The 24,072-nt window shown below is 70.3% G+C and carries 23 protein-coding genes and 1 tRNA gene; 16 read left to right on the plus strand and 8 right to left on the minus strand.

Annotated elements, in window-relative coordinates; translation table 11 throughout:
- Positions 1-99 precede the first annotated feature (99 nt).
- The 4 genes from ABH935_RS24065 (at position 100) to ABH935_RS24080 (ending at position 4,199) form a co-directional block, all read left to right on the plus strand.
- Positions 100-1,329 (plus strand): MFS transporter, encoded by a 1,230-nt coding sequence (locus ABH935_RS24065; RefSeq protein ID WP_370380180.1) that lies wholly within the window; start codon positions 100-102, stop codon positions 1,327-1,329.
- Positions 1,330-1,436: 107 nt separating this feature from the next.
- Positions 1,437-2,288, plus strand: a complete 852-nt coding sequence (locus ABH935_RS24070) for an SDR family NAD(P)-dependent oxidoreductase (RefSeq protein WP_370380181.1) — start codon at positions 1,437-1,439, stop codon at positions 2,286-2,288.
- A 21-nt stretch (positions 2,289-2,309) separates the two neighbouring features.
- Positions 2,310-3,536, plus strand: a complete 1,227-nt coding sequence (gene hemW / locus ABH935_RS24075) for a radical SAM family heme chaperone HemW (RefSeq protein ID WP_370380182.1) — start codon at positions 2,310-2,312, stop codon at positions 3,534-3,536.
- Between the two features lie 12 nt (positions 3,537-3,548).
- A complete protein-coding gene (locus ABH935_RS24080; protein ID WP_370380183.1) occupies positions 3,549-4,199 on the plus strand; it encodes an MOSC domain-containing protein in 651 nt (216 codons plus the stop codon).
- 110 nt (positions 4,200-4,309) lie between these two features.
- Here ABH935_RS24080 and ABH935_RS24085 read toward each other — a convergent pair whose 3' ends face one another.
- Entirely contained in the window at positions 4,310-5,155 is an 846-nt protein-coding gene (locus ABH935_RS24085) for a DUF3097 domain-containing protein (RefSeq protein ID WP_370380184.1), read from the minus strand.
- A 10-nt stretch (positions 5,156-5,165) separates the two neighbouring features.
- Entirely contained in the window at positions 5,166-6,017 is an 852-nt protein-coding gene (locus ABH935_RS24090) for an MBL fold metallo-hydrolase (RefSeq protein WP_370380185.1), read from the minus strand.
- 270 nt (positions 6,018-6,287) lie between these two features.
- Between ABH935_RS24090 and hrcA the strand changes: the two genes are divergently transcribed.
- The 4 genes from hrcA to ABH935_RS24110 all read left to right on the plus strand — a co-directional run bounded on the left by hrcA (position 6,288) and on the right by ABH935_RS24110 (position 9,748).
- Positions 6,288-7,319, plus strand: a complete 1,032-nt coding sequence (gene hrcA, locus ABH935_RS24095) for a heat-inducible transcriptional repressor HrcA (protein ID WP_370380186.1) — start codon at positions 6,288-6,290, stop codon at positions 7,317-7,319.
- A gap of 68 nt (positions 7,320-7,387) precedes the next feature.
- Positions 7,388-8,509, plus strand: a complete 1,122-nt coding sequence (gene dnaJ, locus ABH935_RS24100) for a molecular chaperone DnaJ (protein ID WP_194915363.1) — start codon at positions 7,388-7,390, stop codon at positions 8,507-8,509.
- 55 nt (positions 8,510-8,564) lie between these two features.
- The gene (locus ABH935_RS24105) at positions 8,565-9,308 is read left to right on the plus strand and encodes a 16S rRNA (uracil(1498)-N(3))-methyltransferase (protein ID WP_370380187.1); all 744 of its coding nucleotides are present in this window, start codon (positions 8,565-8,567) and stop codon (positions 9,306-9,308) included.
- 116 nt (positions 9,309-9,424) lie between these two features.
- Positions 9,425-9,748 (plus strand): hypothetical protein, encoded by a 324-nt coding sequence (locus tag ABH935_RS24110; RefSeq protein ID WP_370380188.1) that lies wholly within the window; start codon positions 9,425-9,427, stop codon positions 9,746-9,748.
- On the opposite strand, the gene ABH935_RS24115 is transcribed toward ABH935_RS24110, so the two are convergent.
- The gene (locus ABH935_RS24115; RefSeq protein ID WP_370380189.1) at positions 9,749-10,240 is read right to left on the minus strand and encodes a GNAT family N-acetyltransferase; all 492 of its coding nucleotides are present in this window, start codon (positions 10,238-10,240) and stop codon (positions 9,749-9,751) included. It lies immediately after the preceding gene.
- A 49-nt stretch (positions 10,241-10,289) separates the two neighbouring features.
- On the minus strand, positions 10,290-11,777 hold the full coding sequence (locus tag ABH935_RS24120; RefSeq protein ID WP_370380190.1) for a N,N-dimethylformamidase beta subunit family domain-containing protein: 1,488 nt from the start codon (positions 11,775-11,777) through the stop codon (positions 10,290-10,292).
- A 57-nt stretch (positions 11,778-11,834) separates the two neighbouring features.
- On the opposite strand from ABH935_RS24120, the gene ABH935_RS24125 reads away from it, so the two are divergent.
- Both ABH935_RS24125 and ABH935_RS24130 read left to right on the plus strand, forming a co-directional pair.
- Complete coding sequence (locus ABH935_RS24125; protein WP_370380191.1) at positions 11,835-12,197, plus strand: HIT domain-containing protein; 363 nt, start codon at positions 11,835-11,837, stop codon at positions 12,195-12,197.
- 81 nt (positions 12,198-12,278) lie between these two features.
- Entirely contained in the window at positions 12,279-12,668 is a 390-nt protein-coding gene (locus ABH935_RS24130; RefSeq protein WP_370380192.1) for a hypothetical protein, read from the plus strand.
- A gap of 550 nt (positions 12,669-13,218) precedes the next feature.
- Here the strand turns inward: ABH935_RS24130 and ABH935_RS24135 are convergent.
- Together ABH935_RS24135 and ABH935_RS24140 are read right to left on the minus strand one after the other, a co-directional pair.
- Positions 13,219-14,643 carry an adenylosuccinate synthetase gene (locus tag ABH935_RS24135; protein WP_370380193.1) on the minus strand — a complete coding sequence of 475 codons (1,425 nt, stop codon included), beginning with the start codon at positions 14,641-14,643 and terminating at the stop codon, positions 13,219-13,221.
- 44 nt (positions 14,644-14,687) lie between these two features.
- Positions 14,688-15,788, minus strand: a complete 1,101-nt coding sequence (locus tag ABH935_RS24140; RefSeq protein WP_370380194.1) for a hypothetical protein — start codon at positions 15,786-15,788, stop codon at positions 14,688-14,690.
- Positions 15,789-15,975: 187 nt separating this feature from the next.
- On the opposite strand from ABH935_RS24140, the gene ABH935_RS24145 reads away from it, so the two are divergent.
- From ABH935_RS24145 to era, 6 genes are all read left to right on the plus strand, one after another.
- Positions 15,976-18,246, plus strand: coding sequence for a PhoH family protein (locus ABH935_RS24145; protein ID WP_370380195.1), 2,271 nt, complete (start codon positions 15,976-15,978; stop codon positions 18,244-18,246).
- Between the two features lie 4 nt (positions 18,247-18,250).
- Positions 18,251-18,730, plus strand: a complete 480-nt coding sequence (gene ybeY, locus ABH935_RS24150; protein WP_194915372.1) for an rRNA maturation RNase YbeY — start codon at positions 18,251-18,253, stop codon at positions 18,728-18,730.
- Positions 18,731-18,779: 49 nt separating this feature from the next.
- The gene (locus ABH935_RS24155) at positions 18,780-20,057 is read left to right on the plus strand and encodes a hemolysin family protein (protein ID WP_194915373.1); all 1,278 of its coding nucleotides are present in this window, start codon (positions 18,780-18,782) and stop codon (positions 20,055-20,057) included.
- 83 nt (positions 20,058-20,140) lie between these two features.
- A tRNA-Gly gene (locus tag ABH935_RS24160) sits at positions 20,141-20,213 on the plus strand.
- Between the two features lie 91 nt (positions 20,214-20,304).
- Positions 20,305-20,634, plus strand: a complete 330-nt coding sequence (locus tag ABH935_RS24165) for a cytidine deaminase (RefSeq protein ID WP_370380196.1) — start codon at positions 20,305-20,307, stop codon at positions 20,632-20,634.
- Between the two features lie 40 nt (positions 20,635-20,674).
- On the plus strand, positions 20,675-21,802 hold the full coding sequence (gene era / locus ABH935_RS24170; protein WP_370380197.1) for a GTPase Era: 1,128 nt from the start codon (positions 20,675-20,677) through the stop codon (positions 21,800-21,802).
- A gap of 119 nt (positions 21,803-21,921) precedes the next feature.
- On the opposite strand, the gene ABH935_RS24175 is transcribed toward era, so the two are convergent.
- Together ABH935_RS24175 and ABH935_RS24180 are read right to left on the minus strand one after the other, a co-directional pair.
- The gene (locus ABH935_RS24175; protein ID WP_370380198.1) at positions 21,922-22,911 is read right to left on the minus strand and encodes a GNAT family N-acetyltransferase; all 990 of its coding nucleotides are present in this window, start codon (positions 22,909-22,911) and stop codon (positions 21,922-21,924) included.
- A gap of 53 nt (positions 22,912-22,964) precedes the next feature.
- Complete coding sequence (locus ABH935_RS24180; protein WP_370380199.1) at positions 22,965-24,032, minus strand: M4 family metallopeptidase; 1,068 nt, start codon at positions 24,030-24,032, stop codon at positions 22,965-22,967.
- Positions 24,033-24,072: the final 40 nt, after the last annotated feature.

Here is a 24,072-nt window from a genome sequence, read left to right on the forward strand (position 1 = left end):
CTTTCCGGGCTGTGGGGTATGACGGTAGGGTCGGGGCGTCAAGGCGTTGGGGAGATCGCCGCTGGGGAGGGTGTTTTGCGTTTGCTGCCACAGGATCGCGTGCAGAGAACCATGGCCGTGGCCACGTTCGTCAACACGATCGGCAACGGCATGTACATGACCGTCATGGTCATGTACTTCACGCGCTCGGTCGGCCTGCCGGCCTCGCAGGTCGGCCTCGGCCTGACCGTCGCGGGCCTGTTCGGACTTGTCGCCGGCGTCCCGGTCGGGCACCTCGCCGACCGTCGCGGGCCGCGCGAGGTGAGTGTCGTGCTCGGGGTGCTGTCCGGACTGGTGATGGTGGCGTTCACCATGGTCCACGGCTTCTGGCAGTTTCTCGGGGTGGCCATCGTCGAGAACCTGGTCGCCTCCAGCAACCGGGCCGCGCGCGGGGCGATGATCGCGCGGTTCGGGGGCGAGGAGAAGGCGGTGTTCCGGGCGTATCTGCGCTCGGTCACCAACGTCGGGATCGCGTTGGGCGGTGTGGCCGGCGGCCTCGGCCTGGTCTTCGACACGCGCGCCTGGTACGTCGGGCTGATCGGCTTCAACGCCCTGACCTTCCTGGTGTCCTCGGCGATCGCGTTGCGGGTGCCGCGCATGGACGCGCTGCCGGTGCCGCCGGGGGCCAACCGGTGGATCGCGTTGGGGGACCGGCGGTTCCTGGCCTGCGCGGCGCTGATCGGCGTGATGAGCATGCAGTTCGAGGTGCTGCTGTTCGCGGCGCCGCTGTGGATCGCCAAGCTGGGGCACGCGCCGCGCTGGACCGTCGGCGCGGTCCTGGTGATCAACACGGTGCTGGTCGCGGGGTTGCAGGTGCGGATGAGCCGGGGCGTGGACACGGTCGCCAAGGGGGTGCGGGCGACGGTGCGGTCCGGTTGGATCTTCGCCGGGGCCGCGGTGCTGTTCGGATCGATCGGGTGGGTGCCGGCGTGGGCGGCGGTGGTGCTGCTGTTGGTGGCCGCCGCGGTGCACTCGATCGGGGAGATCGTGCAGCAGGCCGGGGTGTTCGAGCTCGGGTACGAGTTGGCCGCCGAACACGCGCAGGGCCAGTACCAGGGCCTGCTCGGGATGATCACGGGGGCCGCGATGTCGCTGGCGCCCGGGATCTACTCGCTGGCCTGCGTGGACTGGGCGCCGGCCGGGTGGTTCGCGGTCGGGGCGGTGTTCGCGGTCGCCGGGTGTGCGATGCCGCTGGCGGTGCGGATCCGGCCGCCGGCGCTGCTGGCCGCTGCGGAGGCCGGAGCGGAGGCTGTAGCGGCGCAGGCGGTGGCCGTGGCGCCGGCGGTCTGAGGCCTGGCATTTGCATCACGCCAGTCGAGCGGGCGGCCCCGTCTGCTTGCGGACGGCCCGGCGGTCCGGTGCGATGATGCCCAGAACGCCTCAGATGTGGAGTCTGCATGACTGCGTCGAAGACCGTCCTGATCACGGGTACCTCCTCCGGCATCGGCCTGGCCGCGGCGGTCGGCGCCGCGCGTGCCGGCTGGGACGTCGTGGCCACGATGCGCGATCCCGGCAAGGCCGGCCATTTGCTGGCCGAGGCTGGCGCGGTGGGCGTCGGGGGCCGCATCCACGTCGAGTACCTGGACGTCACCGACGCGGACGGCATCCAGTCGACGGTGGCCCGCGCCGCCGCCGCGCACGGCGGGCTGGACGCCGTGGTGAACAACGCCGGAGCCGGCGTGGTCGGCACCGTCGAGGTCGCGGGCATGGATCCGGTGCGGGCGGCCATGGAGGTCAACTACTTCGGCGTCGTGGAGGTCACCCGCGCGACGATGCCGCACCTGCGCGAGTCCAAGGGCCGGCTGGTCACGGTCACCAGCGTCGGCGGCGTGGTCGGGCAGCCGTTCAACGAGGCGTACTGCGCGGCGAAGTTCGCCGTCGAGGGCTTCATGGAGGCGCTGACGTCGGTCGCGGCGACGGTCGGGGTGCGGGTGAGCGTGGTCGAGCCCGGCGCGGTGGCCAGCGAGTTCGTCGCCAGCCAGCGGCTGGACGTGCCCGCGCTGGTGGCCGCGGCCGGTCCGTACGGCCCCGCGCTCCAGGCCTACATCGACCGTGCACGGCAGTCGTTCGGCAACGCGCAGAGCGCCGAGGAGGCCGCCGCGACGATCGTCGACGTGCTCCAGGCCGAGAACCCGCCGTTCCGCGTCCAGACCTCGGAATGGGCCCGCGGGTTCGTCGGGGGCAAGCTCGCCGACGTCGACGGCTCGGCCGTGCAGGCCGTGATGGCGCAGTGGGTCGGGCAGGCCTGATAGGTAAGGGACAATAAAGGCATGCCAGGTGTCCCCCTCGACGGTGAACCCGTCCCCACCGACGGATCGTTGCCGCCGCAGGCCCTCGCCGAGCCAGACCTGTCCCGCACACCCCTCGCGTTCTACATCCACGTCCCGTACTGCGCGACCCGCTGCGGCTACTGCGACTTCAACACCTACACCGCCTCCGAACTCGGCGGCGGCGCCTCCCAGGCCACCTACGGCGCCACCGCGATCGAGGAGATCCGCCTGGCGCGCAAGGTGCTCGGCGGGGCGGACCTGCCGGTGCAGACGGTGTTCTTCGGGGGCGGCACGCCGACGATGCTCCCGGCCGCCGACCTGGTCGCGCTGCTCGGCGCGGTCCGTGACGAGTTCGGGCTGGCCCCGGACGCCGAGGTCACCACCGAGGCCAACCCCGAGTCCGTGAACCCGGCGTATCTCGCTGAGCTGCGCGCCGGCGGGTTCAACCGGATCTCGTTCGGGATGCAGAGCGCCCGCGAGCACGTGTTGCGGATCCTGGACCGCCGGCACACCCCCGGACGCCCCGAGGCGTGCGTCCGCGAGGCGCGCGCCGCCGGGTTCGAGCACGTCAACCTCGACCTGATCTACGGCACGCCCGGCGAGAGCGACGACGACTGGCGCGCGTCCCTGGACGCCGCGATCGGCGCCGCCCCCGACCACGTCTCGGCGTACTCGCTGATCGTCGAGGACGGCACCCGCCTGGCGGCCCGCGTGAAGCGCGGCGAGCTGCCGATGATCGACGACGACGTCCACGCCGACCGCTACCTGATCGCCGACCGGACTCTGGCCGCCGCCGGATACGGCTGGTACGAGGTCTCCAACTGGGCCGCCACGCCGCAGGGCCGCTCGCGCCACAACCTGCTCTACTGGACCGGCGCCAACTGGTGGGGCGTCGGCCCCGGCGCGCACAGCCACGTCGGCGGCACGCGCTGGTGGAACGTCAAGCACCCGAGCGCCTATTCGCAGCGGATCGCGGCCGGCCACTCCCCGGCCCACGCCCGCGAGGTGCTGGACGCCGAGGACCGCCGAGTCGAGCGGATCCTGTTGGAACTGCGGCTGGACTCCGGCTGCGATATCAGCATCCTCAATCCCGCCGGGCGCAAGGCCGCCATCGGCGCCGCGGCCGAGGGACTGCTCGATCCGCGGTCACTGGCCGAGGGGTTCGCAGTCCTTACCCTCCAGGGAAGACTGCTGGCAGACGCGGTTGTCCGAGATCTCGTCGACTGAGAGGATGGCGCCATGACCGCTGCGCGCCTGATTTCCGTCAACGTCGGGCAGCCCCGCGATGTGGAGCTGAACGGCGAGATCAAGCAGACCGCCATCTTCAAGGACCCGGTGCCGGGCCGGGTGAAGGTCGTCGACCACCACGTCGACGGCGACCGGCAGGCCGACCAGGTGAACCACGCGGGCGTGCACAAGGCGGTCTACGCCTACGCCCGCGAGGACCTCGACTTCTGGGCCGCCGAACTCGGCCGCGAGATCGAGGACGGATTCGTCGGCGAGAACCTCACGATCACCGGCTACGACGTCAGCCACGCCGTCGTCGGCGAGCGCTGGCGGGTGGGCGGCGTCGAGTTCGAGGTCGCTCAGCCGCGGATCCCGTGCTGGAAGCTCGGGGTCCGGGCCGGCGACAAGAGCATGACCCGGCGGTTCGAGCTGGCCCTGCGGCCCGGCGCGTACCTGCGGGTGGTCGCCGAGGGCGACGTCGGGGCCGGCGACACCGTCGAGGTGCTGTCCCGGCCCGAGCACGGCTTCACGGTCGCCGACGCCTCCCGGATCTTCCACCGCGACCGGGCCGAGGCGGCGCGGCTGCTGGAGGTCGCCGAACTCGCGCCGCCGCTGAAGCACTGGGCCCGCAAGCGGCTCGGGCTCGAAGAGGAAGGCGACTGAGAAGGCCGAAAGGCGCGCGGTGCAAGGGGGATCTCTGTCAGGAGGAACCATGCATCGGGTTTCTGTGGCCGCCGGAGCGCTGAAACAGAGCGTGATGTGCGTTCCGTGCGCTACACCCCGGTCACGAAATCGATCAGCTCCTCGACCCGCCCCAGCAGCTCCGGCTCCAGGTCCCGGAAATCGCGCACCGAGCGCAGGATCCGCTTCCAGGCCGCCGGGGTGTCCACCGGCCACCCCAGGGCTTCGCAGACCCCTTCCTTCCACGGCCGGCCGTGCGGGACCCGGGGCCAGGCCGCGATGCCCAGCGCGGACGGCTTGACCGCCTCCCAGACGTCGATGTACGGGTGACCGACCACCAGCAGGTGCTCGGCGTGCGGGGAACGCATCGCCGCCTCGACGATGCGCGCCTCCTTCGTTCCGGGCACCAGGTGGTCGACCAGCACGCCCAGGCGCGCGTCCGGGCCCGGCCGGAAGCCGTCCACGATCGCCGCCAGGTCGTCCACGCCCTCCAGGTACTCCACCACGACGCCCTCGACCCGTAGGTCGTCGCCCCAGACCTTCTCGACCAACTCGGCGTCGTGCCGGCCCTCGACGTAGATCCGGCCGGCGCGCGCCACCCGCGCCCGCGCACCGGGGACCGCGACGGAGCCCGAGGCCGTCCGCTGCGGCGTGACAGGCCCCTGGGACGCCCGTGGGGCCACCAGGGTGACCGGACGGCCGTCGATCCAGAATCCGGGCCCCAGCGGGAACACACGGTGCTTGCCGAGGCGGTCCTCCAGCGTGACCGTCGGGCCGCCGGGGGTCTTCTCGATGCGGATCACCGCGCCGCAGAATCCGGTCTCGACGTCCTCGACCACCAGATCGCGGACGGCCTCCACCTCCGTGGAGACCGGACGGCGCCGGGCGTGGGTCAGGTCGCCGGAATACTGCTTGCTGCGGAAGTCGGGCTCTGGCACGCCAGCCAGACTACAAAAGCTCGCCGGCGAGCTGGGCGTAGCCGCGCTTCACGGCGTTGTCGAACCACGACGCGTCCTCGGACGGCCACGAGCCGACCTCCACCGCGCGCTCGACCGGGACGCCGTCCGCGTGCAGGGTCCTGATCTGTTGAGCTACTGACGTGACGAATTCCTGTTGTCCCTTAAGGAATTCGGCGCCGGAAGGATCGCCGTGGCCGGGGATGTAGGTGGTCTGCCCCGACGTGAGCTCGGCGAGCACGGTCAGCGTCTCCGGCCAGTCGAGCGGGAAGGAGTCCTTGCCGAAGGCCACCGGACCGGACTGCTCGACCAGGTCGCCGCTGATCGCGACCGCGGCGTCCGGCAGCCAGACCACGAGATCGTTGTCGGTGTGCCCGCGGCCGACGTGGCGCAGCTCGGCGACCCGGCCGCCGAGGTCGAGGACGTGCTCGCGCGCGACGAGGTGGTCGGGCTTGCGCACCACCAGCTCGTCCAGCTTCGGCTGCCACTCCGGGCCGCCCTCGCGCAGGATGTAGTCGCGCAGTTCCAGGAACTCCGGGCTCTCCGGGTCGAAGTCCGGCATGTTCTCGTGGCCCCAGAAGTCCGCCGGCGGGATCTGGTGCGGCGCGTCGAAGGCCGCGTTGCCCCACATGTGGTCGAAATGCGTGTGCGTGTTGACCACCCAGCGCACCGGCAGCGGTGTGAGCTTCGTCAACTCCGCGCGCAGTTCCCGGCCCTCCTGAACGCTGCACCGGGTGTCGGCGACCAGGACGCCGTCGCCGCCGAGCACGGCGGTCACGGTGATGTTCACGGGCTCGAAGCGGCGGGTGAAGACGCCCTCGGCGGTCTCGGTCCAGGCACTCATGTCCCGATCCTGTCAGCTCCATTCAGCCCGCGGCGCGTCTGCGCGGCGGCGGAGCGGGTACAGATCAACCGGCGCCTCGGCCCCGGCCGTCCGGCGCCCGGCCGCGTCCCGCGTCCTGACCGGCACCTTCGACCTGGGCCGCAGCCGTTAGCGCACAGGGGGAAGGACCATTCCCGGCTACACGCCGTTACACTGAAAGGAATGCCTTGGCACTCCACCTCGGTGAGTGCCAGGGACGGGAGAGCCGGGCCGGGAGATGCGGAGGCGGGTGTGACGACCGAGAGCAGGCTCGACGAGCGCAAGCTCGACGTGCTCCGCGCCATCGTGCAGGACTACGTCGCCACCAGGGAGCCGGTCGGCTCCAAGGCCCTGGTCGAGCGGCACAACATCGGCGTGTCGCCGGCCACGATACGCAACGAGATGGCCGCCCTGGAGGACGAGGGCTACATCCACCAGCCGCACACCAGCGCCGGCCGGGTGCCCACCGACAAGGGCTACCGGCTGTTCGTGGACCGGCTCTCGCAGGTCAAGCCGCTGTCCGGGGCCGAGAAGCGAGCCATCCACTCCTTCCTGGACGGCGCGGTCGACCTCGACGACGTGGTGGCCCGCACCGTGCGGCTGCTGGCCCAGATAACGCAGCAGGTCGCGGTGGTCCAGTACCCCTCGCTGAGCCGCTCGGCGGTCCGGCACGTGGAGCTGGTCCCGCTGACCCCGTCCCGGATCATGCTGGTGCTGATCACCGACACCGGCCGGGTCGAGCAGCGGATCGTGGACTGCGGCGGCCCGGTGCCCGAGGCCACCCTGGCCGACGTGCGGGCCCGGCTGAACGCCGAGGTCGGCGCGCGCCGCCTGAACGACGTCCCGACGCTGCTGGAGGGGTTCGCCGAGCGTTTCGCCGCCGAGGACCGCACCTGGATCGGGGTGCTGGTCGCGACGCTGCTGGACGCCGTGGTCGAGCAGCGCGAGGAGCGGCTTGTCATGGCCGGTACGGCCAACCTGGCGCGCTTCCGCCATGATTTCCCTGACACGGTCTACCCGGTTCTGGAGGCGCTGGAGGAACAAGTGGTGCTGCTGCGCTTGTTCGGAGAGGCACAGTCCGGACTCACGGTGCGGATCGGGCACGAGAACGCACACGAAGGTCTGGTCGGCACGTCCGTCGTGGCCACCGGGTACGGTCGGGGGGAGAAGGACGTGGTCGCCCACCTCGGCGTACTCGGGCCCACCCGGATGGATTACCCCGGCATGATGGGCGCGGTCACCGCCGTAGCCGCTTATGTGGGGCGCATACTGGCTGAGACCTAACCTCTTGGTTGCACGTAGCGTGTAATAGATGCAAGTTTTTCTGGGCGGAGTCTAGCGAGGGCATGTCGGTGTCGACTGATTACTACGGCGTCTTGGGTGTGCGGCGAGACGCCACGCAGGACGAGATCAAGAAGGCGTACCGGCGCCTGGCCCGTGAACTGCATCCGGACGTCAACCCGGATCCGGGCACGCAGGAGCGGTTCAAAGAGATAGGCATGGCGTACGAGGTCCTGTCGGACCCGCAGAAGCGCCAGATGTACGACCTCGGCGGGGACCCCCGGGGCGCCGGCGGTGCCGCGGGCGGCTTCGCAGGCTTCGGGTTCACCGACATCATGGACGCCTTCTTCGGCGGCCAGACCTCGCGCGGCCCGCGCTCGCGGGTCCGCAAGGGCAACGACGCGCTGATCCGGATCGAGATCGAGCTCGCCGACGCCGCCTTCGGCTCGGCGCGCGAGATCAGCGTGGACACCGCGGTGATCTGCGTGGCCTGCTCCGGCGAGGGCTCGGCCCCCGGGACCCACCCGGTCACCTGCGACATGTGCAACGGCCGCGGCGAGGTCTCGCAGGTCACGCGCTCGTTCCTGGGTCAGGTCATGACCTCCCGGCCGTGCCCGCAGTGCCAGGGCTTCGGCACGGTGGTCCCCTCGCCGTGCCCCGAGTGCAGTGGCGAGGGCCGGGTCCGCACCCGGCGCAAGCTCACCGTGAAGATCCCCCCGGGCGTGGACAACGGCACCCGGATCCAGCTGGCCGGCGAGGGCGAGGTCGGCCCCGGCGGCGGTCCGGCCGGCGACCTGTTCATCGAGATCGTCGAGCTGCCGCACCCGATATTCCAGCGCCGCGGCGACGACCTGCACTGCACCGTGACGCTGCCGATGACGGCCGCCTCGCTGGGTACCAAACTGCCGCTGGAGACCCTGGACGGCCCGGCCGAGATCGACGTCCGCCCGGGTACCCAGTCCGGGCACGCGATCACCCTGCGCGGCCGCGGCATCCAGCACCTGCGCGGCACCGGCCGCGGCGACCTCATCGTGCACGTCGAGGTGAAGACGCCGTCGAAGCTGGACGCCGAGCAGGAGGAACTGCTGCGCCGGCTGGCCAAGCTGCGCGGCGAGGAGCGCCCCTCCGGGGAGTTCGCGCCGGGCCAGCAGAAGCTGTTCTCGCGGCTGCGGGACGCCTTCAACGCCCGTTGACTGCCGCACGCGGGACGGTACGCAGCGAGCACGACAAAGGACACAAGGGAACCACGTGAGCACCGCACCGGTCTTCTTCTGGCAGGACACTGAGACGACCGGCCGCGGTGCCCGCGTGCGTCTGGACGGCCCCGAGGGGCGCCACGCGGCCCTCGTCCGCCGGCTGACGCCCGGGGAGCGCGTGGACCTCGCCGGCGGCGAGGGCGTGGTCGCCGAGTGCGTGGTGGCGGTGGCGCACAAGGACTGGCTGGAGCTGGACGTCCGGGAACTGGTGCGCACACCGGCCCCGACGCCGCGGATCACCGTGGTGCAGGCGCTGCCCAAGGGCGACCGCGGCGAGACCGCGGTGGAGACGATGACGGAGATCGGCGTCGACGCGGTGGTGCCGTGGGCGGCGAGCCGTTCGATCGTGCAGTGGAAGGGCGAGCGCGGCGAGAAGGCGCTCAACAAGTGGCGCGCGACGGCGCGCGAGGCGGCGAAGCAGTCGCGGCGCGCGTGGTGGCCGACGGTGTCGGCGCTGCACTCGACCGCCGAGGTGGCCGAGTTGCTGGCGGACGCCGATCAGGCGCTGGTGCTGCATGAGGATGCTGAGACACCGCTGGCCGGTCTGGACGTGGTCGGCGAGGGGTCGGTGGTGCTGGTGATCGGACCCGAGGGGTCGATCTCGCGGCAGGAGCTGGCGGCCTTCGAAGCGGCCGGCGCGCGGGCGTACAAGATGGGTCCCACGGTGTTGCGCACGTCTACCGCCGGGACTGCTGCGGCGACAGTGGTGCTGGCGAAGTCGGGGCGCTGGGGGTAGGTCGCGGACCGTCCTCCGGATGGCGCATTGAGCAGCCCCGCGGGGTCGGCTAGGGGATCGACTGGAATGGCTCGAACATTCTGGCGCACCACGAGCGCGCCGTGAGAGGAGCAGCCATGTCCGTGTTCTTGACGCTGAGGATCCCCGGGAACGCACAGGCGATGGAGGAGTACGCGAAGGACAACCACGAGAGGCTCACCGGCGTCGTCGAGGCGGCCAAGCGCCACGGCCTCATCGCGCACCGTTTCTACGGCTCCGAGGACGGATCCAGCATGATGGTGCTCGACGAGTGGCCCGACCGGCAGAGCTTCGAGGCCTTCTTCGCCGAGCAGGAGGCTGAGATCCGGCCGATGATGGAGGCCGTCCACGCGACCGGGCAGCCCGAACCCGCGTTCTGGGCGGAGCTCAAGACCGACGACGCCTACGGATGGGGCGCCTGATCACAACCCCAAGCGCATGTGCAGGTTGGTGACTCCGTATCCGAGGCTCTTGTAGAGCTGGAAGGCGCGTTCGTTGTTCCCGTGCACGTTCAGCGCGACGGTCGCCGCGCCGAGCGCTCGGGACGCGGCGGCTGCGGCCACCATGATCGCCCGGCCGTAGCCTCCGCCTTGGAGCTCGTCTTCGACATAGATGTCGTAGATGAAGGCCTCTATGCCGATTCCGGCCGTCCGCATCGCGATCCAGAGCGCACCGACCCGCTGCTCCGTGTCGGGGTCGCGGGCGATCCACAGATGCTGGCCGGGCGTTTCGGGGCCTAAGGGCAGCAGGCCCTCCGTGACGTGCCAGGCTTGCTGCTGTGCGGTCTCGACGGCCCAGTGGCCCTCGTTGACCTGGGCCGTCGCGTAGAGGGAGTTGACCTTCGCACGCCACGGCCGGTATTCGTCCGGTGTCATCGGGTCCAGGCGTACGGTCCTGGTGGGCTTCGTCGTCATGACGCAGAAGATATAACCCGCCATCCCGGCTGCTGCGCGGCCGATGGCCCTATGAGCGCTTCAGCGTGTGTTTCACCTTGCGTCCCACACGCTTCACCACCGGCTTCGCCTTCGCGGACACCGCCGACGGGCTGGCCTCACGCTTCACGACCGCGGCCAGGGCGGCGCGGCGGCGCGACGACCGGGAGGCCAGGCCGTCGCCGGCCGCGATGCGCGCCAGCAGCGCGGCGGTCGCGGCCTCGATCCGCGCGTCGGCGAAGCCCTCGCGGCCCAGCGCCATCGGCCAGAAGAACGTCCCGGCGTCGAAGACCCAGGCGCCGCTGGCCTTGCGGTGCAACACCGTCTGCTGCTCGCGGGTGCCGTCGGCGCCGTCGGTGTAGGGGGAGCGGGCCAGGACGGTGAACTCCGTGGAGTCAGCCTCCTGATACTTCTCGTGGACCGCGTCCGCCTCGCCGCCGACCAGTCCCGGGAAGGAGTCGCCGTCGCTCACGCCGGCCGCCTGCCAGAACCAGTGGTCGGCGTTGGTGACCACGAGCGGGGCGTCGCCCTTGACGAGGCTGACGTATTGCGCCCCCAGCAGTTCCTGCTCGGGCAGCTTCAGGTCGCGCCACATGACGGTCTGGCCGGGGCGCTTGGTCTTGATCGGATCCTGGCGCGACTTGAAGCAGGTGATCGTCGAGCCCTCGTAGCGGATGTGCCAGTAGACGTTGTTCGCCTGCAGGAAAACCGCCGAGACGCCCGAATCCAGCGCCTTCACCAGCGACTTGCGCATCCCGGCCGACCAGTACTCGTCGTGTCCGGGGAAGATCAGGCCCTTGTAGTTCAACGGATCGACGCGGCCCTCGTTGAGGTCGGCGCTCGATGCGTACTCCATGTCATAGCTCTGACGCTCAGCCCACACGATGAAGTCGTGGACCCGCTCGGCCTCGCGCGGCATGCCGGTCAGCTCGTAGGGCCGCTGGAAGGAGACCGAGGAGGCGCGCAGCTTGCTGCTCTGCTCGCCGTTCTCGTCGAACCCGTAGTAGAGGTTCTTCCCGCGGGCGTTGTCGAAGGGGTACATGTTGTACGCCTGGTAGCAGGCGAAGGGGACGACCACCAGCCAGCTCGCGCGGCGCCGCAGATCGCGGACGACGAAGGGCACGTAGTTGGCGCCCTCTCCGGCGCGCAGCACCGCGAGGTACGCCCCCGACTTCCAGTCCGCCGGCACGGTCAGCCGCCACGCCGCCTCCCACAGGCAGGTGACCGTCCCGGTGTCCGGGTCCGTCACCGGCTCGGGCTGCGGCACCACGGCGACCGGCTCGCTGCTGCCGAGCAGGGCCGAGCGGTGGTCCTCGTACGCGCCGACGCGGTAGATCTCGACGGTGACGTCCCGGGGCTCGGCCACATCGAGGTGGAAGTCGATGGACTCTCCCGGAGCCACGGCGGTGGCCGAGGCGAAGCCCTTGACGGCGGCCTGAGCGTCGTCGCTCAGCTCCGGGACGTCGGGGGAGGTACCGATCGCGGCCGCGGTCGGGGCGAAACCGTCGAGGAGGCGCATGGTGCCGTAGCCTATCGCCGGAAAAGCCCCGACCGACGGGCGCCCGAGGAGGACACGATGGCCGACGGCCGACCGCAATCCGACTGTCTCTTCTGCAAGATCGTGGCCGGCGAGATCCCGGCGACGGTGGTCCGCGAGACGGAGACCACGTTCGCGTTCAAGGACATCAACCCGCAGGCCCCGGTTCACGACCTGGTCGTGCCGCGTGCGCACTACCGGAACGCGGTCGAGCTCGCGGCGAACGCCCCGGAGTTGGCGGCCGCGCTGTTGGTAGAGGCCGCCGAGGTGGCCAAGGCCGAGGGGATCGCCGACGGCGGATACCGGGTGGTGTTCAACACCGACGCGCACGCGGGGCAGACCGTGTTCCACGTTCACGCGCATGTGCTCGGCGGTGAGTTCCTGAGCACGTTCGGGAGCTGAGACGCGCCGGTGTCGTGATCATGGAAATCGCTTCCATGGAGTAAGATCACGAACACCAACGGTGACGAGGAAGGGCTCGAAGTGAACCGGATCAGTCGAAAGTCGGTGGCCTGCTTCGCCGCCGCCGCGGCCATCGCTCTGATCGGCCCCGCGGCGCCCGCGGTCGCCAGCGACGGCAACTGCAACGGGGTGAACTGCCTCTGGCTCGACGGCTCGGGCCTGCACATCGACCAGATGAGCGGCTCCTCGCTGCTGCCGAACGGTTTCTACGGGCACTTCCACTTCTGGGTGAAGGACTGGAGCTACAACACCTCCGACCAGCCGTGGCCGCAGGAGGCGGTCGCCAAGGTCACGCCGCCGGACCAGCAATGGCCGGACCAGACCTTGGCCTGCTCGCAGGGGTGGCAGAAGATGAACGACGGCAGCTACCAGGCCATCGGCGACCCCGCCTGCGTGACGCTGCACACCTGAGGCGCCTGGCGACTTCGGCGTAGGTGGCTGCGGGCGCGGGCTGGCTGCACACTCGGGCTCGCGCTGCCAGTGCATCCGGCGACAGGCTGTTAGGGAATCCCGGCCCGGCCCGCGCTGTCAGCGCACGCAGCCATGCGCCTTCAGCGCACCCTCGCGTTGGTGGGGCAGCCGGGCCTGCACGATCGGCACGCCCCGGCCCGCGCTGTCAGCGCACGCAGCCATACGCCTTCAGCGCACTCGGGCTCGCGTTGCCAGTGCATCCGGCGACGGGCTGTTAGCGCAGCCCGGCTCGCGCTGTCAGCGCGCGCAACCATGCGCCTCCAGCGCACCCTCGCGTTGGCGGGGCAGCCGGACCCCCACGATCGGCGCGCCCCGGCCCGCGTTGCCAGCGCACGCAGCCATACGCCTCGCCCTGGCGTTGGCGGGGCAGCCGGGCCCGCACAATCGGCGCGCGCCGGCCCGCGTTGCCAGCGCATCCGGCCGCGCGCTGTCGGCGCACGTGCGCACACGCTGTCGGCGCACCCAGCCGCGCGGCCGCCCTGCACGCGCACTACTTCGCGCAGGGCAGCCGCGCGGCCTTGTCCTGCCACGTCGGCCCCGAGGACACCAGGCCGACGGGCGTCCCCAGCGCCTCGCCGATCACGTCCGGCCAGTCCCGCTGGTCCCGGGGGCCGTCCTCGTACACCGGCGTGCACGACGTCACCGTCTTCGTGAGCAGCCGCTGATAGTCCAGGTCCGGCATCAGGCTGCGCGGCAGCCTCTCCATCGCGGGCACGTCCGCGGAGGCCTGGTAGGCCCGGCACAGGCGCCGGCCGTCCGCCCGGACGTCCGCGTGCGTGACCACCAACGCGTCGGCGCCGCCGCACACGTCGAGCGCGTAGCGATGCGCCACCGCGTCGAAGTGCCCGATCCGGAACGCCCCCTGCCACGTTCCGGCCTCGTTGTGCGGCTCCGGCAGCATCGGGGCCAGGGACGCGTCCTCGGAGACGAACGGTCCGGCGCCGTGCCGGGTGCTGTAGGTGCGGACCACGCCGAGGCGCACGGCGCTGTCGGGGCCCTGGCCGGACTCCGTCAGCAGCTCCTCGGCGTTGGCGAACGTGGTCGTCGACCACGTGGTGTGCGGGTGGAAGCCGTACCACTCGTCGAGCAGCACGCCCTGCGCGCCCTCGAAGACGCAGGGTCCGGATTCCAGGAGCGCGGCGAGATACCCGCTGCACTCCTCGTCCACGATCCGCACTCGCTGCGCGAACGCCTGGTACACGTCCGCGCAGAACTCCGGGCCCGGCAGGTCCGCGGGCAGGTGCAGCCCGGACAGCTCCAAGTCGGCCGCTATCCGGTCGCGCAGCGCTGTCAGCTTCCTGACCAGCGTGGCGCGGTCTCGGCAGTCCCCCACGCGCAGTGGCTTATCTGGCGAGACGGCCAGGGAGAAGGAGACCGTCTCGCCGATCCCCATGCCGCAGGTCCCGTGGCGGGTCGATCCGGGGGTGCGGTCCCGGGCAGACTCGCGCACGCGGTTCGCGGCACGGTGGTAGGGGGTGGTGATGAGCGCGCGGGAGTCTGCCGAGAGCAGGGCGAACGGGTTGGGGATGCCGAGTTCGGCCAGGTGCGCGGCCTCGGCGGCCAGGGCGAAGGGTTCGACGAGCATGAAGCGGGACAGGTGGGTCGGCACGCCGTGGAACGTGCCGGCGCCGAACTGCGCGAAGGTGTGGTGCCGGCCGTCGGGGGTGACCACGTTGTGGGCGGCCTGCGCGCCGCCGTTGAAGCGGATGACGGCGCGAACTTGTGAGGCGGTGCGGCGGTCGGCGGTTCCGGCTGTTCCGGCGGTTCCGGCGGATTCTGCGGGTCTGGAGGGGTCGGCGTGCTCGGTGTGTTCGGCGTGTCCGGGGGAGCAGAGCCAGTCGACGGTCGAGCCCTTGCCGGCGTCGCCGTAGCCGAGGTCCACCACGATCGCGTGCTTCATACCGATCAAGTCCATTGCGGAGTGCTTTCTTGCTCGCGTCTACCGGCGCCTACCAGCAGCTACCAGCGGCTTTCGGGACGGTTGTCGTATCCGGAGTCGTAGGTGTAGTTGGCGCCCTGGGTCCGCAGGAACCTGACGGCCGGGTCCGCCGAGGCGCGGTGCCGGTCGCGGCGGTGGTTGCCGCGGTGCGCGTCCAGGTCTCCCAGCGCGCGCTCCACGGACTTGCCGGCGCGAGACCCCACGTTGCGCAGGTCGTTCAGGCCGGCGTCCAGGTCGATCCGGTCCTCGGCCAGGCCGATGGTCAGCGCGATGGTTTCGCAGACCGCGTCCAGGTCGTCGAGCTGGATGACGTTCTGGCCGAGCAGGGCTCGCCAGGCGCCGAGCACCTCGTCGTTGCCGACGTAGGAGGAGCCCTCCGGGAGGATGTAGTAGACGTCGAACTTGCGGGTCAGGTCGCGGACCACGTCCTCGATCGGGGTGGCCGGGAGGCCGCCGCGGCCGGGGCGCTCGCCGGGGCGGCCGCCGCCGGTGCTGTGGCCGTTGCCGATGCCGTGGCCGAGGATCCGCGAGACGTGCTGCGGGTTGACGTTCGGGTAGGGCATCTCGTCGCCGATGATGAACAGGTAGCCGCGCTTGCCGCGCTTCTCGTGGCAGTCGAGCGAGGTGTGGTGGGCCATGAAGTACATCGCGAGGTCGTAGGACTCCCGCATCTGGCCCCCGCCGCCGCCCTCCAGGACGATCTCGCCGAGCTGCTCGTCCATGCGGTTGTCGGACTCGAACTGCCCGACCTGCAGGGGCACCCGGTCGGAGTAGGCGTCGCCGATCGCGCCGAACATGATCTGCGGGTGGTCGACGTAGCGCTTGCGCAGCAGCAGCCCGTGCAGGTCGGCGAGCTTGGTCTGGAGCACCCGGGGGACCCCGCCCATGGAGCCGGTGACGTCGAACAGGACCGAGATCGCCAGGGAGGTCGGATGCTCGGCGCTGTCCCGGCTCTCGCGGACCGCCACGCCGTACGGCTCAAGGTCGGGGTGCGCGCGCCACTGGTTGCGCGGGGTGCTGCTGAGCACCCGGTCGTTGTAGTCGAAGGCGCTGCGGCCGTTCTCTCTGCGGTAGGCCTCCGCCGCCTCGTATGCGTTGTAGTCCCAGCGTCCGCTGCCCATCGCCATCGCCTTCTCAAAGTCGTCCGCCGTTATCGTCCATCTGACGATAACGATTCGAGAGTAGCATAGCGTCAAGATGACGAAAAGGGGCGGCGAGCAAAATCTCCCGCCCTGGTCGCGGGGGTGCGGGCTAGCATGGAGGCATCACGAAGACAGGAGAGTGATCAAAGGCCGTACGGCCGTTCCTATGGCAGACAACACCGCACCGCGTTCGGGCAAGGGCCGCCAGTCCTCCGCCGCGGACCGCAACGGGAGGGCGGCCGGGACCGGCCGCGCGGGGGCGAACGGGGCGAACGCGTCCTCGGGGCCTTCCAAGCCCGTCTCCGGGACCCGCGCCACCCGTGCCGAAGAGGTCGCCCCGGGCGTCGTCCAGGCCAAGATCGAGATACCGTCCGGGCACCCCCTGGTCTCCGTCTTCGGGGCCGGCGACGGCCTGCTGAGGGTGATCGAGAAGGCCTTCCCCGGCGTCGACATCCATGCCCGCGGCAACCAGGTGACCATCGCCGGCAGCCGCGGCGAGGTGGGGCTCGTGGAGCGCCTCTTCGAGGAGATGCTCCTGATGCTCCGCACTGGCGCCCCGCTCACCGAGGACGGCGTCGAGCGCTCGATCCAGATGCTCCGCAGCGGCGAGGCAGACGTCGACGGGCAGCGCCCCGCCGAGGTGCTGACGCAGAACATCCTGAGCAACCGCGGCCGCACCATCCGCCCCAAGACCCTCAACCAGAAGAACTACGTCGACGCCATCGACCGCAACACCATCGTGTTCGGCATCGGCCCGGCGGGTTCCGGCAAGACCTACCTGGCGATGGCCAAGGCCGTGCAGTCCCTGCAGAGCAAGCAGGTCAACCGCATCATCCTGACCCGCCCCGCGGTCGAGGCCGGCGAGAAGCTCGGCTTCCTGCCCGGAACGCTGTACGAGAAGATCGACCCGTATCTGCGGCCGTTGTACGACGCGCTGCACGACATGATCGATCCGGACAGTATTCCTCGGTTGATGGCGGCTGGGGTTATTGAGGTGGCTCCGCTGGCATATATGCGTGGTCGAGCCCATCCAACATTTGTTCGAGTTCTGACTCCCGATGGCTGGCGGCCGATCGGCGAGCTTCAGGTTGGTGACTTGGTCATCGGTTCCAACGGCGAGCCGACGCCGGTGCTCGGCGTGTATCCGCAGGGTGAGAAGGACGTCTATCGCGTCACCGCGCAGGACGGCGCATCGGTGCTGTGCTGCGGCGAGCACCTGTGGACTGTCCGCTCGCTGTACGACAAGCGTCACGACAAGCCCTGGCGGGTCCTGGAGACCCAGGAGATGATCGGCAAGCTCCGTCAGGCGCACGCCAGGAACTTCGAGCTTCCGCTGCTCACCGCGCCGGTTTGCTACCCGGAGCGTGAGGTCCCGATGGACGCTTACGCCTTGGGCCTGCTGCTCGGCGACGGTTGCGTGACCGGCTCGACCACTCCGTCGTACGCCACCGCCGACTCCGAACTCGCCATCGCTCTCGAAGCGGCGCTGCCGGGCGTCGTGGTCCGTCACAAGGGCGGCGTCGACTATGTCCTGAACCGGGTCAAGGCTCCGGGCGATGTCATGACCCTGGAGAACCCAGTCACCGCGGCGATGCGGGAGCTGGACATGCTCGGCAACACGTCGGTGTCGAAGTTCGTTCCGGACGTGTACCTGCGCAACACACCGGAGATCCGTCTCGCCGTGCTGCAAGGTCTGCTCGACTCGGACGGCGGCCCGGTGGTGCAGAAGGACCGCACCTGCCGGATCCAGTTCTCGACCACCTCGATCCTGCTCCGGGACGACGTGATCGAGCTGGTCCGCTCGCTCGGCGGTGTCGCGTACACCCGGCGGCGTCAGGCCGAGGACATGACCGGCGGCGTGGTGAACGGCCGTCCGGTCGAGCACCGCCGCGACTCGCACGTCGTCGACATCCGCCTCCCGGAGGGCGTCGAGCCCTTCCGTCTCACCCGAAAGCGTGACGCTTACCACGCCGCCGGGGGAGGCGGCCGCCCGATGCGCTTCATTGACAGCATCGAGCGCGAGGGGCGCGAGGAGACGGTCTGCATCCAGGTGGCGGCGGAGGACTCGCTGTACGTCACCGAGGACTACCTGCTCACCCACAACACCCTCAATGACGCATTCATCATCCTCGACGAGGCCCAGAACACCTCCCCCGAGCAGATGAAGATGTTCCTCACCCGCCTCGGCTTCGGCTCCAAGATCGTGGTCACCGGCGACATCACGCAGGTGGACCTCCCCGGGGGCACGCAGTCCGGGCTGCGGGTCGTGCGTAATATCCTCACCGGCGTGGAGGACATCCATTTCGCCGAGCTGACCAGTGCCGACGTCGTGCGGCACCGGCTGGTGGGGGACATCGTCGACGCGTACGAACACTATGACGCCGAGCAGGATGAGGCCCGCGACCGTGGTGGGGACGCCAACAGGAAGAGGCACTGACCCCATGTCGATCGACATCGCCAACGAGACCGACTACGGCACCGAGCAGGGTGTGGATGCCGAGGAACTGGTCGGGGTGGCCCGGTACGTGCTGGGTGAGATGGGCATCCATCCGATGGCCGAGCTGTCCATCCTGCTGGTCGACACCGCCGCGATGGAGCAGCTGCACATCCAGTGGATGGACGAGCCGGGCCCGACTGACGTGCTCTCCTTCCCGATGGACGAGCTGCGGCCGGCCCGGGCCGAGGACGACAACGAGCCGGTGCCCGGCCTGCTCGGGGACGTGGTGCTGTGTCCGGAGGTGGCTGAGAAGCAGGCCAAGGACGCCGGCCACTCCACCGCCGAGGAGCTGCGGCTGCTCACCACGCACGGGATCTTGCACCTGCTCGGCTACGACCATGCCGAGCCCGAGGAGGAGGCCGAGATGTTCGGCCTCCAAAAACAGCTGCTCCGAGGATGGAAGGCCAGGTCAGACGCTCGATGAGCGGTCATAGACATCGGCAGGGCACTCGTTCGGTCGCCGGGGGCGCCGCATGAGTGTCCTGCTCTTCTGGGAGATCGTCGCCGTCGTGGTGCTGGTCGCGGTGGCGGGGTTCTCCGCCTGCGCGGACGCCGCGCTGTCCCGCGTGTCGCGGGTGCGGGCCGCGGAACTGGTCGAGGAGGGCGTGCCGCGTGCGGCACGCCTCAAGCAACTGGTCGACGATCCGGCCCGGGTCCTGAACCTCGTCCTCTTACTGCGCGTGGCCTGCGAGATCGCGGCGACGGTGCTGGTCACCGTGCTGTTCATGCGCCGGATCGACGACGCCTGGGGTGCCGGGTTCGCCGCGATCGGCGTGATGATCGCGGTCTCCTACATCTTCATCGGCGTGATGCCGCGCACCATCGGCCGCCAGCACTCGGTGCGGGTGGCGCTGCGCTTCGCCGGCCCGCTGGCGCTGCTCACCTCGGTCCTGGGGCCGCTGGCGCAGCTGCTGATCGTCATCGGCAACGCCGTCACGCCGGGCCGCGGCTTCCGCGAGGGCCCGTTCGCCTCCGAGGCCGAACTGCGCGCGCTGGTCGACCTGGCCGAGGCGAACAGCGTCATCGAGGACCAGGAGCGCCGCATGGTGCACTCGGTCTTCGAGCTCGGCGACACGCTGGTGCGCGAGGTGATGGTGCCGCGCACCGACATGGTCTTCATCGAGCGCCACAAGACCCTGCGGCAGGCGCTGTCGCTGGCGCTGCGCAGCGGCTTCTCCCGCATCCCGGTGGTCGGCGAGAACGCCGACGACGTGGTCGGCATCGTGTATCTCAAGGACCTGGTGCGCCGGATCCACGAGCACCCGAGCGGGGAGACCACCGAGCTGGTGGAGTCCGCGATGCGGGTGCCGGTCTGCATCCCGGACAGCAAGCCCGCCGACGAGCTGCTGCGGGACATGCAGGCCGGGCACATCCACCTGGCCGTGGTGATCGACGAGTACGGCGGCACCGCCGGCCTGGTCACCATCGAGGACATCCTGGAGGAGATCGTCGGGGAGATCGCCGACGAGTACGACGTGGAGCGGCCCTCGGTGGAGCGCCTGTCCCCGGACGCGGCGCGGGTCACCGCGCGCCTGGGCGTGGACGAGCTCGGCGACCTGTTCGGCGTGGACCTGGAGGACGACGACGTGGAGACCGTCGGCGGCCTGATGGCCAAGCGCCTGGGCCGCGTCCCGATCCCCGGCGCGCAGATCGAGGTGGAGGGGCTGCGCTTGACCGCGGAGTCCCCGGAGGGTCGGCGGCGCCGCATCGGGACCGTGTTGGTGAAGCGGGTTCCGCAGGACGACGCCTGACACGTCCCGGTAACCGGGTGGCAAACCCACCCCGCACATGGGCTATAGTTTTCTTCGTCGCCGGGGAAACCCGGCAGGCGAATGCGGATGTGGCTCAGCTGGTAGAGCATCACCTTGCCAAGGTGAGGGTCGCGAGTTCGAATCTCGTCATCCGCTCAGCGAGAAGGCCCCGGAGGGTGTGTTCAATCACAAACTCCGGGGCCTTCTGCTTTTCTCGGCAATCACCCGGCTTCGATAGCGTTATCCCATGACCGACACTCAGCTGGATCCCGAGAACGCCAAGCTCCACATCCTCGCCAAGGCCCAGCGGGCCCGCAACGGCGCGGCCGAGGGTGCGGCGGTCCGTGACGAGACCGGCCGCACCTACGTGGCGACCACCGTCGAGCTGCCCGCGCTGAAGCTCTCCGCGCTGCAGGCCGCGGTCGCGATGGCGGTCGTCGGCGGGGCGACGGCGCTGGAGGCCGCGGTGCTGGTCAGCGAGGAGAAGAAGTTCCGGCAGGAGGACCTGGACGTGGTCGCCGACCTGAAGGGTTCCGGCACCCCGCCGCGGCTGTTCCTGGCTGATCCGAAGCTCTGATCCGAAGCTCTGAGCGGCGGACCCTCCCGAGTAAGGGAGAATGGTCTGCATGACGAGCAGCGCGAGTGGACGATCCCGGTCCCGCCAGGCGGCGAACGCCGAGGCGGCCAAGAAGAAGGCCGAGCGCGTCAAGCGCAGCCAGAAGCTCGCCGAGAAGCGCGTCACCACCGACCGGGTCCGGGATTCCGAGCCCGCGCCGACCGCCTACGGCCGCGGCGTCCGGGACGACTCCCCGCCGCGCCACGAGTTCCCCGACGACTTCCGCGCGGGCTTCGCCTGCTTCGTCGGCCGCCCCAACGCCGGCAAGTCCACGCTGACCAACGCGGTGGTCGGCGCGAAGGTGGCGATCACCTCCGGGCGTCCGCAGACCACCCGGCACACCGTGCGCGGCATCGTGCACCGCGAGGACGCGCAGCTGGTCCTGGTCGACACCCCCGGGCTGCACAAGCCGCGCACCCTGCTCGGCGCGCGCCTGAACGACGAGGTGCGCGCCACCTGGGCCGAGGTGGACGTCATCGGGTTCTGCGTCCCGGCCGACGAGAAGATCGGCCCCGGCGACCGGTTCATCGCCACCGAGCTGGCCGGCGTCCGCCGCACGCCGAAGATCGCCATCCTGACCAAGACCGACAAGGCCTCCAAGGAGCAGATCGCCGAGCAGCTGCTGGCCCTGGTCGAGCTGGGCCGCGAGGTCGGCGTGGAGTGGGCCGAGGTGATCCCGGTCTCCGCCGTCCGCGACGAGCAGATCCAGCTGCTGGAGGACCTGCTGGTGAAGCAGCTCCCGGAGTCCCCGCCGCTGTACCCGGGCGGCGAGCTGACCGACGAGCCGGAAGAGATCATGGTCGGCGAACTGGTCCGCGAGGCCGCGCTGGAGGGTGTGCGCGACGAGCTGCCGCACTCCCTGGCCGTGACGGTCGAGGAGATGAAGCTGCGCGAGGACCGCCCGGCCGACCGCCCGCTGCTGGACATCCACGCGACGCTCTACGTGGAGCGCCCCAGCCAGAAGGCGATCGTCATCGGCCACGGCGGCGAGCGGCTGCGCGAGGTCGGCTCGCAGGCGCGGCGCCAGATCGAGGCGCTGCTGGGGACGCCGGTGTACCTCGACCTCCACGTGAAGGTGGCCAAGGACTGGCAACGCGACCCGAAGCAGCTGGCCAAGCTCGGGTTCTGACTCCCCCCCGCACGGCGCGCGACCAGGAAGTCCGCGCGCCGTGTACAACCATGCCGCCCCCCGGCGAGTCTCACGAGGTGATTGAAGCCAGTAGTCCGGGCGCTTCGGTGTCCGGGCTGTCAGACCTCGAACTGCCAAGCCTGCCAGGCCTCAGCAGCCTGATACCCCATAGCGTCGTTCACCCGCACCATCGGCGCATTGTCCGCGTCGTTCGAGGTCGAGAGCACGTCCAGGTGCGGCTCACGCTCCAGCAGATGCAACGCCATCGCCGCCTTCAGGCGGAGCCCCAGACCGTGCCCACGGAACTTCGCCGGCACACCGGTGTTGCCGACCTCGGCCATCCGATAGTCCGGATAGACAAACACCTCGTGGAAGCCGGCGATCTCGCTCCCACTCCCGTCGCCCTTAGCGAACGCCGCAGCCACGTACATCTGCATCCCCGCCGCCGAGTTGTCAGCCTCAGTGCGCCGCCGCCGATCCACATCCGGCAGCGGCGTCTCCATCACGAGCTCCCCGGTCGGCGCATCGCGCATGACGTCCAACGCCTCCACGAGCGGCCCCAGCAGGTGCTCCGGTGTCGGTGTCCGCCAGATCTCGACCCGGTAGCGCGCGTTCTTCTCGGTCGGCGCGGCCCAGGCGGTGTACTGCTCGCGGTCGATCGCCGCCAGATCCAGCTCACGACGCCACTCGCCGGCCAGCGACCGGCCGCCGCCGGCACCGCAGACCGCGTCGTAGCCCGAGAATTCGCTGGTGTCGATCACGAGCCGGGCGGCACCCCGCCCCCGCGCGTAGTCCCGGCACGCCTCCAGCAGCGGCCCGGCCGACTCGGCGCGGTCCTCGGCCGGGATCCACAACTCGCCGTAGACCAGGTCCCGGTTCGCGATCTTGCTGTGATTCATCCGCGCGAACCCGGCCGGACGCTCGCCGTCGTAGACGACCAGGCACGAGACGTGCCGAGCCGCACGTCGCCCGATCTGCAGCCTGAGGTACGACTCGGAGGGCTCCGGCGCGCGCGGCGAGTCGACAGCCGACGCGGCTCGGAACAACGGAAGCAGCGTGGACATCGCGTCCGCGCCGTCGAGGTCGATTTCCCGGATCGTGATAGTCATCACGGCCGATGCTAGGCACGGCCCGCGTCGGCGGCGATCGAATTTCCGCCCCCTCAGCTGTGCACCGAAACCCCGACCTCCCGCCAAGCCGCCGCCACCGCATGCGCCTGCGCCGACCTGCGCCCGAACCGCGTTTCAGCAGCGTGCACAGTCGCAGTACCGAACGTGGCGAACGTCGCCGCAGCCGGCAACGTGGGCGACGTCAACACGTCGTACCAAACCGCCCCCGCACCCTCCCACGAGCTCCCGCCGATACCAGTAGCCGCCAGGTAAAAAGCGCGGTTGGGGATCCCGGAGTTGATATGCACGCCGCCGTCGTCGGCCGTGGTGTCGACGTACCCTGACATCGCGGCGGGCTGCGGGTCCCGCCCGAGATGCGGATCGTCGTAAGCCGTCCCCGGATCCTTCATCGACCGCAGCGCGACCCCCTGCACCGAGGTCAGGAACAACCCCGCCCCGATCAGCCAGTCCGCGTCCGCGGCGTCCTGACCGAGCTGATACTGCTTCACCATCGAACCGAAGCAGTCCGACACCGACTCGTTCAGCGCACCGGACTGCCCGCGGTAGACGAGATTCGCCGTGTACTGCGTCACGCCATGCGTGAGCTCATGCCCGATGACATCCACCGCTCCGGTGAACCGGCCGAACACCGCGCCGTCCCCGTCGCCGAACACCATCTGGGAGCCGTTCCAAAAAGCGTTGTCGTACTGCACGCCATAGTGGACGGTCCCCTTCAACGGCAGCCCCTGGCCGTCCACGGACCACCGGTTGTAGACCTTCAGATAGAAGTCGAACGTCGCGCCGAGCCCGTCGTAGGCCTCGTCGGCGCTCGGGTCCCCGGTCGCCGCTCCGCCCTCGGCGCGCACCTCCGAGCCGGGCAGGTTCTCGGTGTCGTGGTCGTCGAAGATCGAGCGGTCGTCGGTGCGCTCCACGGTCGTCGGCGCCGCCAGGTGCCGCTCGCCGACCCACGGGACGGCGCCGCGGGTGAGGCGGTGCCGGGCGTCGGCGGTCAGCGTGCGGCGCGCCGCGTCCGCCACGCGGAGGTCGGAGTCCGCCAGGCGGGACAGCAGGTGCGGCGGGACGATGCCGCAGAAGGGAGTCCTCGTCGTAGCCCTCGTCATAGCCGTAACTATGGCCGGATTCGTCACTCTGGTCACGATT

The sequence above is a fragment of the Catenulispora sp. GAS73 genome (genome assembly GCF_041262085.1).
In the GTDB taxonomy this organism is placed as follows: domain Bacteria; phylum Actinomycetota; class Actinomycetes; order Streptomycetales; family Catenulisporaceae; genus Catenulispora.

Excerpts from the sequence above, each read along its gene's own strand:
- ABH935_RS24070 (WP_370380181.1), top strand. The coding sequence starts at position 1,437 with ATGACTGCGTCGAAGACCGTCCTGATCACGGGTACCTCCTCCGGCATC.
- hemW (WP_370380182.1), top strand. The coding sequence starts at position 2,310 with ATGCCAGGTGTCCCCCTCGACGGTGAACCCGTCCCCACCGACGGATCG.
- ABH935_RS24080 (WP_370380183.1), top strand. The coding sequence starts at position 3,549 with ATGACCGCTGCGCGCCTGATTTCCGTCAACGTCGGGCAGCCCCGCGAT.
- ABH935_RS24090 (WP_370380185.1), bottom strand. The coding sequence starts at position 6,017 with ATGAGTGCCTGGACCGAGACCGCCGAGGGCGTCTTCACCCGCCGCTTC.
- ABH935_RS24110 (WP_370380188.1), top strand. The coding sequence starts at position 9,425 with ATGTCCGTGTTCTTGACGCTGAGGATCCCCGGGAACGCACAGGCGATG.
- ABH935_RS24115 (WP_370380189.1), bottom strand. The coding sequence starts at position 10,240 with ATGACGACGAAGCCCACCAGGACCGTACGCCTGGACCCGATGACACCG.
- ABH935_RS24120 (WP_370380190.1), bottom strand. The coding sequence starts at position 11,777 with ATGCGCCTCCTCGACGGTTTCGCCCCGACCGCGGCCGCGATCGGTACC.
- ABH935_RS24125 (WP_370380191.1), top strand. The coding sequence starts at position 11,835 with ATGGCCGACGGCCGACCGCAATCCGACTGTCTCTTCTGCAAGATCGTG.
- ABH935_RS24135 (WP_370380193.1), bottom strand. The coding sequence starts at position 14,643 with ATGGACTTGATCGGTATGAAGCACGCGATCGTGGTGGACCTCGGCTAC.
- ABH935_RS24140 (WP_370380194.1), bottom strand. The coding sequence starts at position 15,788 with ATGGGCAGCGGACGCTGGGACTACAACGCATACGAGGCGGCGGAGGCC.
- ABH935_RS24145 (WP_370380195.1), top strand. The coding sequence starts at position 15,976 with ATGGCAGACAACACCGCACCGCGTTCGGGCAAGGGCCGCCAGTCCTCC.
- ybeY (WP_194915372.1), top strand. The coding sequence starts at position 18,251 with ATGTCGATCGACATCGCCAACGAGACCGACTACGGCACCGAGCAGGGT.
- ABH935_RS24155 (WP_194915373.1), top strand. The coding sequence starts at position 18,780 with ATGAGTGTCCTGCTCTTCTGGGAGATCGTCGCCGTCGTGGTGCTGGTC.
- ABH935_RS24165 (WP_370380196.1), top strand. The coding sequence starts at position 20,305 with ATGACCGACACTCAGCTGGATCCCGAGAACGCCAAGCTCCACATCCTC.
- era (WP_370380197.1), top strand. The coding sequence starts at position 20,675 with ATGGTCTGCATGACGAGCAGCGCGAGTGGACGATCCCGGTCCCGCCAG.
- ABH935_RS24175 (WP_370380198.1), bottom strand. The coding sequence starts at position 22,911 with ATGACTATCACGATCCGGGAAATCGACCTCGACGGCGCGGACGCGATG.
- ABH935_RS24180 (WP_370380199.1), bottom strand. The coding sequence starts at position 24,032 with ATGACGAGGGCTACGACGAGGACTCCCTTCTGCGGCATCGTCCCGCCG.